We start from the raw sequence: 13,733 nt of genomic DNA on the forward strand, positions 1-13,733 counted from the left end.
AATGAAATAAAAATGGAGGAAAAATAAATAGACAATGGAAGAAAAATGTATACGTCACGTTTTAAAGATTTTAAAATTTGCACTTTATTCACCTCAGCTTTTCTGGCATTATGTTTTAAATAAGAACCCGTAAATTTGCAGATTCTCCTGTTGATGATTTTAAAATATGTAACTCAGTTTTAATCATATAATGTATTGAGTCACTATAAAAATCAAATATTAATTTTCTAAAGAGTCCTATACAAACCTTATTGCGTTAGAAATACAGACCTAATTATAACCGTTGTAAATGGATCCAATTAGATTTCGGCCATCCCAGTATCCGCATCATAACTAGTAACACATCCTGTCATCCCTTTTAAAATACCAACATGGACTGTTGCATCCGCATTAACTGTTACAATTTTCATCACATTCAGCTCCGTTTCGATAATATGCTTTGACTTCCCGCATGATCATTTATTCGTTAGATAACAAAAACGCACCGTAACCCAGTGCGTTTCAGACAAATATACCTATATGTTTTACTTTGTAATTTGGAAGGAGCCACCATAATAATATGAATTATCTACTTTTAGTACTGCCACATATGTACTTGGTGTGTAAACCGTTGTAATTGGTGTTTTGAACCTAGAATAGTAGTGGTGTCCAGCCTCACCTGCAGAAATGGTTTTGTAGCGTTGCAATTTACCTTCTCCGTTCAATCGATAAATCTTTACAACACCTACATCTTTTCCGCCTATATATACCGTCGTATCAAACGTATCACCTTGTTTTAACGTACCAGGGGCTAATTCTTGTAGATAGTCCACGTTGTGATGCAATAAGAAATACGTCTGCCATGGCCAATCATCCACAACAGCTGAAGCTTGCTTAATCGTATTTACTTCAGCGCGCGCTTTATCAGGTAGCGTACTGTCTAAAACGATAAAACCCGAAAAGGTTAAGGCACCGATTAAAGCAAATGAACATAATTTTTTCATATTAAATTCCTCCCGTTTATCTGACATTGTCATAGTCCACTTACAGGTATCAGGTTGTCATCCATTAATTGGATTATTATTCTAAAATCAATATATCATTTTCTTTTAATTTAATCAAATTAGAATTTTCTAACAAGTGATGAGGATAGATAAAATTCCATCTTTCTCCGTTTTTTCTATCATACAGAAGAAAGAACAGAGGCGATAAAGAAATTTTATTCCGCTCTCTTTTCAAATTAACAACATTTCCCGTTTATACGGTACGAGACTATATTAAACATAAAATAGACACGAAAGGGGATTGGAATTAGCGAATATTTACATGGAATCTAGGAGATGCAAGCTCAACATTTCATAACGGATCGATGGTTCCATTTCAACAGACTCCGAATCCGACAGTAATTTTGTTCTGTTTACTCATGAGGTAACGGAAGAGAATTTAGAAAAACTTGCTACAATTGCTCATCAGTATATAGAGGAGACCATCCATTGTTACAATTACGGCATTGTAGAAGAAATAGGTTAAAAGAATAAAACATACTGTTCCAAATTAATATTCCGTGTGTTTTTTGAACATATACCCCTTGTTTTATGTATATATTGAATATATAAATATATTGTGTTATGATATGAATTAGAAACTCGCGTGTTTCAAATACAACATTTTTATCTTCTTGATGACCTCTTATCTTTCCGTAAGAGGTCTTTTTTTATCCCTTCGTATTGCATAGCCGTTAAAATACTATGAAAAGATACTTGAGACTACTACACTGTGATATTCTCTAGTATTTTTTCTTTATCCATATTATCTATTGTTGGGTAAACGATGAATTATTACTTTTTGTATAATTTTCATACATCCTGTAAATACGTTATTTTTTAGTAGGCAATTAAAATTTACATACATAATGCATAGAACAGTAGTGAGGAGATAACAGAAAGTAATAAATATAAGTTTTGATGACTTCTTATTTTGTAAAACTAGGGTGTAGAAAGGATGAAACAGATGGAAGAAAAACGAATTGCGATTTATGTAGTGAATGGCAATGTCAAAGTCGCGAGCAAGCTCCATGATGTTGTGTTAGATATTGTTGATTTTGATAATTTAGGAGAATACGTAGAGCCTGCTTTTACAGGGATATTGTATTAAGAACAGGAGGGAGTATGATTCCAAAAGAAGTAATGGTAGACTACGTCTCAATTTCCTGATTTACAAACCCGCTACCAACTGAAATTGTTGTTTATTAAATTAGATTAAGAGATTTCTTGAAATGAAATAGTAACAAAACGGCTTTGTGGGAATTAAACAAAAGGCTGTTAAAACAATTAAAGTGTTAGTTAAAAAAGCTGATTGTGGAGCGAGAAGTAAACAATAAAAAAACTTTACTACATACATATGTAGCAAGTTTTTTTCTTAACGTACGAAATTCTCGTTATGCATCACTATCAACTTAAGATTATGTATCTTAGGATGAAAATAATTCTATCTCTCTATTCATTTATTCGAAGATTCTTAAAACTCTTGCCATAAAATGTGAATGTATTTATAATTATAGTTAGTTAAGCTAACTAATTATAATTAGTTTTTCAACACAGGAATAGTTCAATAAAAAACAAGAATCTGAAGCAAATTTGTCAATCTATAGAACGATTCCCCAAAGAATAGAGCTGTACGCAGAATGAATTTAAAAAAACGGCAGCAAAGGAAACTGATTCAATGGCAGCTAAGCTTGATTTACTTATGTTATGAGTATCTGATAATGCACGAGACAAAGAAATGGTATTTCGCTAATTACTTACTTTCTGTGCTTTTTGTGCATCATTAATTGAGGAGTAAAGTATTGGAAGGTTATTAAATAAAATACATGTAAGTATAAAAGCTAAAGTTGGAGAAGGTAGATAAATACGTTGGATTATTAAATTCAACTTATTTTTACGGAATAAAAGTTAGTCTAGCTTATTATAAGTTAAACTAATTTAAATGAAAGGAGGTGAAAATTGTTTATAATTTGTCTTAGTAATAATACAAATTACTTAAATATGCTGATTTCTATGGAACTTAAGAAATTTGGAACAAATAACAAGGAGGGTTTAATTAATGAATATTTCTAAAGAAAATAATCCTATATTGGCGGTCGTTAGCTCCAGCGGTAATCAAATCCATTTCTTCAATGCGAAAAATTTTGAAAGAATAGGGGTTATAGATTCTCCAGTTACAGAACCTCATGAATTATGTTTCGATTCTAAGCGTCAATTGTTATATGTAAGTATTACTTATCGCTCAGGTTTTTATAGAAATAATCCGGAAAAAAGCCATGAAATTTTAGTTATCGATATTGATCAATTTAAAGTAATTGATATCATTGATATCTCGCCGGAATTTGCACCACATGGTTTAGTTTATAATGAAAAAAAAGACTTATTGTATGTAAGTGTTGAATCTGGTGAAGGAGGAATTTTAATTATTAATCCTAACACGAGAAAAGTGCTAGATAGAATCTATACAGAAGCAGCAGGTCCACATTGGTTTGTTACGACTCCAGATGGTACAAAAGGATATTCCTCTAATAAAGAGGCGCCCTTTATATCGGTTTTAGATACACATGATAAGGAGTTAATTGGAAAAGTATCTATGCCCAATGGTAGTGAAGAACTAGCTATTTCTCCTAAAGGTAATCGAGTTTACATCCCTTCACCATGTTTACTTGGAGACTACAAAGAGGAGCAACCTACACTTAGCATCATTAATACAGAAACCGATAAAATTATAAAGACAAAATCATTTTCAGATTTAATTACTCCGGTTCATGTAACGAATGATGGGAAAGTATTGGTAGGACATACGCGTTTTCAGAATAAGAATGGAGAGAGAACAAGAAATATGTTTTCTCCAGCACCAGGGTATGTTTCTGTTCTTGATGGAGAATCGTTAAATGTGTTAGGTACAATAGAAGTAGATTTACTCCCAATTACAATGCGTTCTTCTACGGACGGAACGGTTGGATTTGTTTCTAACCTTAGATCAGGGACAATAAGTGTATTAGATTTAGTTAATTACAAGAATGTTCATACCATTGAAGTTGATCCAGGAGATCGAAATGCAGATCCTTCTGTAAATCAAGGAGCTCACGGTATAGCATATATAGAAAGATAAAATAAGAAAACGCTATTCTTTTTGTAGAAATTTACAGAAAGTATGGCGTTTTTTTGTATCTATTAATTTCTGATGAATTCCAATTAGGTCTATTTTTTTAAAATATGGAACAATGTCATTACTTACACTGTCTATTAAGCGTTAAAACATTTTCTATTAAATAAATTAAGAAAGGAATCATCATTTTTAAATAAGGGAGAAGATTGAATTGAAAAAATTATGGATGCTGCTTTTCGTTTGTTTCGCAGTTTTGTTGGTAGGATGTAATAAAAACGAACCGCCAAAACAAGCATTTGAAGAATATATCAATTTATGGAATGATAGAAATTTTGCAAATATGTACGATCATTTATCAGATCATGCAAAAAAATCGATTTCTAAAAAAGAATTCACAGAAAAATATCAAAAAATCTATGAGGGGATTGGAGCTAAAAATTTAAAAGTTAAAATGAAAGGAGAGAATACGAAAGATAAAGAGCTTTTTCTTTTTGAAGTTAAGATGGATACGGATGTAGGACCAGTTTCATTCATCCATGAAGCAAAACTTGTGAAAGATAAAGAGTCTTGGAAAACAGATTGGACACCAGACTTCATCTTCCCAGGTATGAAAAAAGATTACAAAGTACGTATGCAAATAGAGCAAGGAAAACGCGGAGAAATATATGATCGAAATGGAAAAGGGCTTGTAACGAATGGTAAAGCGACTGAGGTTGGAATTATTCCAGAGAAACTAGGCGAAACAGCAGTGCAAACGAAAGAAATAGTAGCACAATTACTTGATATGTCTATAGAAGAGGTCGAACAAAAGCTCACAGCAAAATGGATAAAACCAGACTCCTTTGTACCAATTGGTATTTTAAAAGAGGGAACCAGACAGAATGATTATATTGAATTAGAAGGAGTTTCATCTCGCCCAGTAAATATTCGTACGTATCCATTAGGTGAAGCAGCGGCACACTTAACTGGATATATAGGAAAGGTGAATGCGGAGGAGTTAAAATCACTTCAAAAACAAGGTTATCAAGCAGATGATTTAGTAGGTAAGACCGGTTTAGAGAAAGTGTTAGAAAATAAATTGCGTGGTGAAAAGGGTGGACGCGTATTTATAGAAGATGAGAAGGGGAAAGAGATTAAAAACGTAGCAAAAAAAGAAGCAAAAGAAGGAGAAAATGTTACGTTAACAATTGATGCTGCAATTCAAGAAAAAATCTTTAATGAGATGAAAACTGAAGCAGGGTCTAGTGCAGCGGTCAATCCTAAAACAGGTGAAACAATCGCACTTATAAGTAGCCCTGCTTATAATCCAAATATAATAGTTAGAGGAGCATCGAAAGCCCAACGAGAAGCATGGAGTAACGACTCGAAACTACCAATGACGAATCGCTTTACACAAGCATTTGTACCAGGTTCCGTATTTAAAACGATCACAGGTGCAATTGGTTTGGAAACAAACACAATAAATCCGAAGGAAGAATTTAAAATTCAAGGATTGAAGTGGACAAAAGATTCATCTTGGGGAAATTACTATGTAACGCGTGTAAAGGATGCAAGTCCAATTGATTTTGATAAGGCAATGAAGTACTCTGATAATATTTATTTTGCTCAACAAGCTTTGAAAATGGGAAAAGATCAGTATGTAAAGGAATTTAAAAAGTACGGATTTCATGAAAAATTACCAATCGAATACGAATTTCCTATTTCAATCATTGCAAAAGATGGGATAAAAAACGATATTCAACTAGCAGACACGGGCTATGGACAAGGACAAGTATTAATGACGCCACTTCATTTAGCATTAACATATGCACCGATTGTGAATGAAGGGAATATTCCGTCGCCACATCTTTTAAAAGAAGCAAAAGTAGCAGGGAATTGGAAAGAAAATGTGGTTTCTAAAAAGAATCAAGAGATATTAAAGAGTGCATTAATCAAAGTCATTAATGACCCTGATGGTGCAGGGAGAATTGCAAAGGTTGATGGTGTAACGCTTGCTGGTAAAACTGGTACAGCAGAACTGAAAGAGTCGAAAGAAGCAGACGGAAAAGAACTGGGATGGTTCGCAGCTTTCGATGCAAATGCGCCAGACATGATTGTTACAATGATGATTGAAGATGTAAAAGGAAGAGGAGGAAGTAATGTTCCAGGTGAAAAAGTAAAACATGTATTTCAGAAATAATACTTAATTATAAGGTGAATTTTTTGACTAAATTTATTACATGTTTGCTTAACTCAAAGATATAAATTGGGGAAAATATAGAACAATTAAATTTCAAAAAAGCATTCTTTCTAATCGAGAATGCTTTTTTGCTGCGACTCTAGAAAGTTAATACCTTATCTTAATTTTTATTTCTGAAAAGTTGGCATTGCTAATGGTAAATAGAAGAGTATAGCAAATTGAAATGGACAAGTGGAGTGTTACGTTAAATTCAAAAAAACAGATTTTCATGAGTGGAATTTTATCATTGTATGCTTTACTTGTTTTTAGTAGTATTATTCTGCTTGAAAAAAGATAAACAATGGAACAAATGAAACTTGTATCTTGTCTATATATTGAAACCATAATAAAAGTGAGGGCAGTTTTTATGTTTATTCAAATAAGTTTGAGGTGTGGAAATGGAACAGACGTTTATTGAAAAGTGTAATCATGATGAGCTGGACTATGTTATAAAAGACTATTGGCAAGATGTATGGAATTATTCATTTATTATTACGAAAGATCCACACTTATCAGATGATATCACGCAAGATGTATTTATAAAGGTGTTTAAAAATTGGAATTCATTTCGAAAGGAGTCATCTATTAAAACGTGGATATTAAAAATCACAAGAAATACGGCAATAAACTATTTGAAATCCTCCTATTTTAAAAAGATATCTTTAATAGGATTTTTTAGTGACGATAAGCAATCCCTGTCAGCAGAACAAGAATTTTTTAAGCAAGAAGAAATGAATGATGTGTGGAAGGTTGTATTAGAACTACCTAAAAAGCACCGTGAAATAATTATATTGGACGCAAAATATGAATTATCTTATGAAGAAATGGCTGAAACATTAGGAGTATCCATTGGAACTGTAAAATCGAGATTAAGTAGAGCGAGAAGTAAGGTTTCAAAATTAATAGGGGAGGGTAGTAGTGATGAACAATAAACAAAATCCTGACTGGTATAGAAAAATAAAAAAAGGGCCAATGGAGAATCGTAAAGATGAAGAAGAATTTATTTCTAAAATAAAGCAGTCTATATATGAAAATAATGAAGTGGATTTTGTAAAACATAAAAGACCATTTCGTAAAAAAGCATTACCTATTGTAGTTGTTTTGGTTTGTACAATGTTATTTTTTATTGTTCAACAACCTTGGCCTGATGATAATAAATCACCGGTAGAAAGTAGTACTCAAATTAAGCCTAAAACAAAAGATGAATCTGCTCAAGATCCATCATTAAAACAATTTATGAATGATTTATATCAAAGCACAAATTCAAAAAGTGAAAATGATTTGTATAGAGCATTAAATGATGAAGTTCTATTTAAAGGGAAGAGTTATAAGAAGGATGAATTGAAGTTTGATGAAGATATTTTTCATGAGTTGCAAGTCGCCCTTGCAATGGGGGGAGAATTTGTAAATGATAAGAAGAAAGTTTACAAAGTGCCAAGTGGAATGACAGAAAGTAATCAATCAAAGCAAGAACACTTTATATATGCAACTGTTACTGGAAACAAAACGAAAATTTTAGCTGAACCAAAACGAGAATCAAAAGTTTTATATGAAGTATCTAATGAAATGGTAAAAGCTTGGATCCCGGAAAAAGTGCAAAATGATGGATATATAAAAATATCGACTATTAACGGTGATACTACTGGATATGTACAAAAAAAGTATGTTTTAACTGATATTAAATATTCTTTCATGTTCGAAAAGAATCATGAAGGTATATGGGAAATAACGAATATAGAATCTATATGGTAAAAGAGGAAGGTTCACTTTAATGAACCTTCCTCTTTATCTTTATCCTTCTTTTGAAGTATATTCCAAGACTTTAAAACTTCTGATGTAACGAGAGCGGCAATGTTTTTTTCTGAATTACTACCAGGAATAACGACAGAAATGGCAATTTGTGGATCTTCAGTAGGAGCATAAGCAATGAAAAGAGAATGATTTATCATTCTTTCTTGCTCATTCGGAAAACCTGTAATACCTGTTTTACCTGCGACGTCAAAGGGCAACTTTTTAATTTCCTCTATATTTTGACTCATTCCACCTTGCACGACACTCCAAAAGTTCATCGGGTAACGATTTGAACTTTCTAAAATTGGTTTAAACTTTTTTGTTTCCTTACCGTCCGGACTAATAATTGCACTTACAGTTTGAGGTTTATATTTATCACCTTTACTTGCCAAAGTTGCTGCATATTGAGCGAGTTGAAGAGGGGTATGCACTTCATTTCCTCCCCAAGAGGCATTTAATAAAGCAGAAATCCCATTTTCAAACTTATTAGATGGATGGAATTCATATTGTCCGTCTTCTTCAAAGGGTAAATCAATCCCGGTTTTAGAACGTAGGCCGAATTGCATTAAATAATCTGTCCATATATGTGCCACTTTTTCTATATTCCCATTATTTTGGTTGAATAGGGGCAGAGCTACTTTTGCTGTCATAAATGTGTTAGATGAATTAATGATAGCCTGCCTCGGTGTAATCTCACCTGTTGGTGTTCCAGGTGCATTCGTAATGTTATTTTGATTATCATACTGAAAAGTACCTTTATCTAAATAAGTATCTTCGGGTTGAAAAAGTTTTTCGTTTAATCCAATTAAAATAGTAAGTGGTTTTATAGTAGAAGCCATATTTACATAAGATTCACCATACTTTAATTTTTGAATCGCTTTATTTTGCGAAAGAGATTTAATATTTTCTTTTCTAGAAGATACATGTGTATTTAATATATTTGGATCAAAAACTGCCGAGTTGACCATAGTTAAAATCGCGCCAGTTTTTGCATCGCTTACTACAGCATAACCAGCTTTAGCATCAGGTGTTTTCTTAATTTGAGATCTTAATGCTTCTTCTGCCTTTTGCTGCAACTCAGAGTCTAAAGCTAGCCGTACATCTTTACCTTTTTGTACTTTTTGAATATTCCATAAGAATTTTTTATTATTCAATTTAAAAATAAGAGTTTTACCTGGTTTTCCTTTTAAATCATTTTCATATTGCAGCTCAATCCCGCTTTTTCCAACAGCCTTATGCTTTGAATTAAGGTCATTTTCTACATACCCAATTACTTGTGAACCAATTTCGTGTTTAGGATAATATCGAATCCATTCATCTTTAATTATTACATTATTGGGTTTGTTTTTGTTTATGAATGCAAGTTCATTCTCAGTTATATCAGAGTATAACGGTATATCATTCATAGTCTGCTTTTTACAAGATTGTTGTAATTGAGATTTTATGTTCTCTGTAGAAATATCATGTTGAAACTCGCTTGAAAATTGATTAAAAAAAGCTAATGTGTTTGATGTATCTTGTTTCGATAGCTTTTCGTCATTAGAAGTGCAATATAGAGACTTAATTTTCTTATTTGTAGCTAGTATTACACCATTTTGATCAAAAATCTTTCCTCTTTCAGCTGAAGAAGTTGCGATAGTAATTGAAATGAAGTTGATTTTTAATAAAATTAGTAAAATCAAACCTACGATAGAAAAAACCGCAAAAAATCTCCATCTTTTTATATGTAACATATAACCCTCCCTTATGTAGCCTATTTCATCTTATATTTAATTATTTTTTTTGTAAATGTGGAACAACTTTATTGTTTAGGTTGTCTATTAAGTATTACAGCATGAAGAAAGGAATAATTAGCATGAAAATTTACTAGCAAGTTTATATGTAAGTTTAATAAGAGTCATTATACAGTTTAGCACTTCTCATGCAAGTGGCAAAAAAATAGAGAGAAAACAGGAAGGGAGAGTTATTAATTCCGTAGCTAAACGAAAAGGAATGGTTGCTTACAAGGATTAAGCAAAAAATTGAGGCGATATTTATAACCGATTATCGGTATCTAATATATAAGGAATGCTTTTAGTATTTGTAGCAATTTCTGAAAGGATTAAATGGAGGATTTATGAAAGAACAAAAAGGCAAGAAGCAGAAGACATATATATCTATTCGATTAAATATAATGTTCCTTTGCATATTTGTACTATTCTCAGCTATTATTATGCAGCTAGGAAAGGTACAAATCGTTGAGGGAGAGGCTTATAAGAACCAAGTGGAAAGTAGTCAAAATGCAATAACTAGTATTCCAGTTCCACGTGGACAAATTTTAGATCGAGAAGGAAAAACAGTTGTTAATAATAAATCTCTTCGCACAATTACGTATACAAGGGTGAAGGGAATTACGAGTGAAGATATTTTAAAAACAGCAAAAGACTTGGCGAAAGTACTTGAAATGCCTGAACAAGATATAAATAAATTAACAGATATCGATAAAAAAGATTTTTGGATGCAGTTGAATTCGAAACGTGCGGAGACAAAGATTACTAAGAAAGATATAGAAAAGTTTAAAGAAAAGGGTATAGAGGGAAAAGAGTTAGATAAAAAAATAGAAGACTTAAGACGAGGTCGTGTTACAGAGGTAGAATTAGCAGAATTAACAGCACAAGATTTAAAGGTGTTAGCTATTAAAAGTAAAATGAGTTCAGGTTATCAACTAACACCACAAATCATTAAAAAAGATGTAACAGATGAAGAGTATGCGCGGATAAGCGAAAATCTTGCGAATTTTCCAGGAGTAGATGCAACTGTTGATTGGGAACGTAATTATGTAAACGGTAATTTATTTCGTTCTGTATTAGGAAATATTACGAGTAGTGAAGAAGGATTACCGAAAGAAAATTTAGATTCTTATTTAGTACGTGGATATAACCGTAATGATCGTGTTGGAAAAAGTTATATTGAACAACGATATGAAGATGTATTACACGGCACAAAAGAAGAAGTGAAAAATATTACTGATAAATCAGGAAACATTGTTAGCACAGAAATAATCTCTAAAGGAAAAAGTGGTAATAGTTTAACATTAACGATTGATATGGAATTACAAAAGAAAGTGGAAGAAAGTATAGAGAAAAACTTGAGAGCTTTTAAGAGTTCAGAGCCACTGCTCGATCGAGCTTTTGTTGTCATGACGAATCCAAATAACGGACAAATTTTATCAATGGCAGGCAAAAAGATTGTAGAAAAAGAAGGGAAAATAGAGGTTGAGGATTTGGCATTAGGAAACATGACAACTTCGTATGAGCTAGGGTCAGCTGTAAAAGGTGCTACTTTATTAACTGGATATGAGACAGGCGCAATACATCCAGGAGATCAATTTTATGACGCGCCGATGAAATTTAAAGGTACACAAGCTAAGAAATCGTGGAATGTATCCGGATTTGGTAATATTAATGATTTACGGGCTTTACAAGTATCTTCGAATGTATACATGTTCCAGACAGCTTTAAAAATTGCGGGAGTTAATTACGTACCAAATGGCTCATTGGATATTAAACAAGGAGCATTTGATACGATGCGCTATTATTTCAAGCAATTTGGTTTAGGTGTCCCAACAGGTATTGATTTACCGAATGAAATAATTGGACAAACGAGAAAAGTAGATAGTCAACCTGGGTTTTTACTAGATTTTTCTATCGGTCAGTATGATACGTATACGCCGTTGCAATTAGCACAATATATTTCAACGATTGCGAATGGTGGTTATAGAATGCAACCTCAAATTGTACAAGAAATACGAGAACAATCAATAAAAGAAGAGGTTGGCAAAGTTATACGTTCCATAGAGCCTGTCGTATTAAATCGAATTGATATGAAGAAAGAACATATTGATCGGATAAAAGAAGGGTTTAGATGGGTATTCCAAGAAGGTGATGGAACTGGCGTGAAATATTTCAAAAACGCGCCATATAAACCAGCAGGAAAGACAGGAACAGCCCAAACTGTATATGGTGGAGATGACCCGATTGGTAGAAATGCAAAAGGAGAACGTATGGAATGTTACAACTTAACGTTAGTTGGATATGCTCCATATGATAATCCAGAAGTAGCATTTTCCGTAGTAGTTCCATGGCTTCATGATGATAAAAATGGAATTAATTCTATAATCGGAAAGGAAGTATTAGATGTATACTTTGATTTAAAACAGCAACGTATACATGGTGAAGCTACTAGTACAGGTAGTTCTAAGCAAAATTAGAGTACTTTTCTCAGGGAAAGAACCTGTTCATATAAAGCCATTTATAAGTAAAAAAATGAAATATGAAATAGGAGATAGAGGCGTCGTAGCTACTATCTCTTATTTTGTTAATAACTCTCATACTAGCTATAATTTTTTTAGTTTATGGAACAAATTTGGTTCGGTGATTGTCTATTATGTGTACGTATAAAAAGGTGCTAAAAATTTGGAAGGAATGATGATTTTGAAAAATAAGAGGATGCTAAAAATAGGAATATGCGTTGGTATATTAGGTTTAAGTATTACAAGCCTAGAAGCTTTTACAGGAGGGGCACTGCAAGTTGAAGCGAAAGAAAAGACTGGACAAGTGAAACATAAAAATCAGGCGACGCATAAAGAGTTCTCTCAACTTGAGAAAAAATTTGATGCTCGAGTAGGTGTATATGCGATTGATACTGGTACAAATCAAACAATTTCTTATCGATCTAACGAAAGATTTGCCTTCGCATCAACCTACAAGGCTTTAGCAGCAGGAGTATTACTACAGCAAAACTCAATTGATACATTAAATGAAGTAATCACATTTACGAAAGAAGACTTAGTGGATTATTCACCTGTTACAGAGAAACATGTAGATACTGGAATGAAACTAGGAGAAATTGCTGAGGCTGCTGTTCGTTCAAGTGATAATACTGCAGGGAACATTTTATTTAATAAAATAGGCGGACCTAAAGGATATGAAAAAGCGCTTAGAAAGATGGGGGATCGGGTTACTATGTCTGATCGCTTTGAAACAGAATTAAACGAAGCTATTCCAGGAGACATTCGTGACACTAGTACAGCGAAAGCAATTGCTACGAATCTTAAAGCTTTTACGGTCGGAAATGCACTTCCAGCTGAAAAACGTAAAATTCTTACAGAGTGGATGAAAGGAAATGCTACAGGGGACAAACTTATTCGTGCAGGCGTACCAACTGACTGGGTAGTTGGAGATAAATCAGGTGCTGGCAGTTACGGGACAAGAAATGATATTGCTATCGTTTGGCCTCCGAATAGAGCACCAATTATCATCGCAATTTTATCTAGTAAAGATGAGAAAGAGGCAACCTATGATAATCAACTCATTGCAGAGGCAACTAAAGTTATAGTTAAGGCTCTTAGGTAATAGTATTTTAGTTTTCGCATTTTTAACATGAAAGTATTAAAAGTATAAAGTTAGAAAACGACTCTTTTCGTGTGATAAGAGTCGTTTTTGTATTCTTATTATTAAAAAGGTAAAAGTAAAAATATAACGAATATATATGACATATCTCATATGAAATTTCATGTACTGTATTATTTTATTAATTTAAATAAATTTCA

The 13,733-nt window shown here is 32.7% G+C and carries 9 protein-coding genes; 7 read left to right on the top strand and 2 right to left on the bottom strand.

Translation table 11 applies throughout. The annotated features are described in order from the left end of the window. Positions 1 to 524: 524 nt before the first annotated feature. A complete protein-coding gene (locus ACO6VI_RS25840; protein ID WP_063547329.1) occupies positions 525 to 983 on the bottom strand; it encodes a DUF5065 family protein in 459 nt (152 codons plus the stop codon). Positions 984 to 1,980: 997 nt separating this feature from the next. On the opposite strand from ACO6VI_RS25840, the gene ACO6VI_RS25845 reads away from it, so the two are divergent. From ACO6VI_RS25845 to ACO6VI_RS25865, 5 genes are all read left to right on the top strand, one after another. Further along, complete coding sequence (locus ACO6VI_RS25845) at positions 1,981 to 2,133, top strand: hypothetical protein (RefSeq protein WP_000812117.1); 153 nt, start codon at positions 1,981 to 1,983, stop codon at positions 2,131 to 2,133. A gap of 948 nt (positions 2,134 to 3,081) precedes the next feature. Then, entirely contained in the window at positions 3,082 to 4,137 is a 1,056-nt protein-coding gene (locus tag ACO6VI_RS25850) for a hypothetical protein (protein ID WP_063547330.1), read from the top strand. A gap of 208 nt (positions 4,138 to 4,345) precedes the next feature. Continuing rightward, positions 4,346 to 6,313, top strand: coding sequence for a penicillin-binding transpeptidase domain-containing protein (locus tag ACO6VI_RS25855; protein ID WP_063547331.1), 1,968 nt, complete (start codon positions 4,346 to 4,348; stop codon positions 6,311 to 6,313). Positions 6,314 to 6,750: 437 nt separating this feature from the next. Further along, positions 6,751 to 7,284 (top strand): RNA polymerase sigma factor, encoded by a 534-nt coding sequence (locus ACO6VI_RS25860; protein WP_063547332.1) that lies wholly within the window; start codon positions 6,751 to 6,753, stop codon positions 7,282 to 7,284. After that, on the top strand, positions 7,274 to 8,104 hold the full coding sequence (locus ACO6VI_RS25865; RefSeq protein ID WP_063547333.1) for a hypothetical protein: 831 nt from the start codon (positions 7,274 to 7,276) through the stop codon (positions 8,102 to 8,104). The genes ACO6VI_RS25860 and ACO6VI_RS25865 overlap by 11 nt, the downstream gene beginning before the upstream one ends. Positions 8,105 to 8,115: 11 nt before the next feature. On the opposite strand, the gene ACO6VI_RS25870 is transcribed toward ACO6VI_RS25865, so the two are convergent. Further along, positions 8,116 to 9,876 (bottom strand): peptidoglycan D,D-transpeptidase FtsI family protein, encoded by a 1,761-nt coding sequence (locus ACO6VI_RS25870; RefSeq protein ID WP_063547334.1) that lies wholly within the window; start codon positions 9,874 to 9,876, stop codon positions 8,116 to 8,118. 383 nt (positions 9,877 to 10,259) lie between these two features. Between ACO6VI_RS25870 and ACO6VI_RS25875 the strand changes: the two genes are divergently transcribed. After that, positions 10,260 to 12,392 carry a peptidoglycan D,D-transpeptidase FtsI family protein gene (locus ACO6VI_RS25875; RefSeq protein WP_000662990.1) on the top strand — a complete coding sequence of 711 codons (2,133 nt, stop codon included), beginning with the start codon at positions 10,260 to 10,262 and terminating at the stop codon, positions 12,390 to 12,392. A 217-nt stretch (positions 12,393 to 12,609) separates the two neighbouring features. Beyond that, positions 12,610 to 13,536 (top strand): class A beta-lactamase Bla1, encoded by a 927-nt coding sequence (gene bla, locus ACO6VI_RS25880; protein WP_063549314.1) that lies wholly within the window; start codon positions 12,610 to 12,612, stop codon positions 13,534 to 13,536. Positions 13,537 to 13,733 lie beyond the last annotated feature (197 nt).

It is taken from the genome of Bacillus sp. PSXD-155 (assembly GCF_049310765.1).
Lineage (GTDB): Bacteria > Bacillota > Bacilli > Bacillales > Bacillaceae_G > Bacillus_A > Bacillus_A cereus.

Excerpts from the sequence above, each read along its gene's own strand:
- ACO6VI_RS25840 (WP_063547329.1), bottom strand. The coding sequence starts at position 983 with ATGAAAAAATTATGTTCATTTGCTTTAATCGGTGCCTTAACCTTTTCG.
- ACO6VI_RS25845 (WP_000812117.1), top strand. The coding sequence starts at position 1,981 with ATGAAACAGATGGAAGAAAAACGAATTGCGATTTATGTAGTGAATGGC.
- ACO6VI_RS25850 (WP_063547330.1), top strand. The coding sequence starts at position 3,082 with ATGAATATTTCTAAAGAAAATAATCCTATATTGGCGGTCGTTAGCTCC.
- ACO6VI_RS25860 (WP_063547332.1), top strand. The coding sequence starts at position 6,751 with ATGGAACAGACGTTTATTGAAAAGTGTAATCATGATGAGCTGGACTAT.
- ACO6VI_RS25865 (WP_063547333.1), top strand. The coding sequence starts at position 7,274 with ATGAACAATAAACAAAATCCTGACTGGTATAGAAAAATAAAAAAAGGG.
- ACO6VI_RS25870 (WP_063547334.1), bottom strand. The coding sequence starts at position 9,876 with ATGTTACATATAAAAAGATGGAGATTTTTTGCGGTTTTTTCTATCGTA.
- ACO6VI_RS25875 (WP_000662990.1), top strand. The coding sequence starts at position 10,260 with ATGAAAGAACAAAAAGGCAAGAAGCAGAAGACATATATATCTATTCGA.
- bla (WP_063549314.1), top strand. The coding sequence starts at position 12,610 with ATGATTTTGAAAAATAAGAGGATGCTAAAAATAGGAATATGCGTTGGT.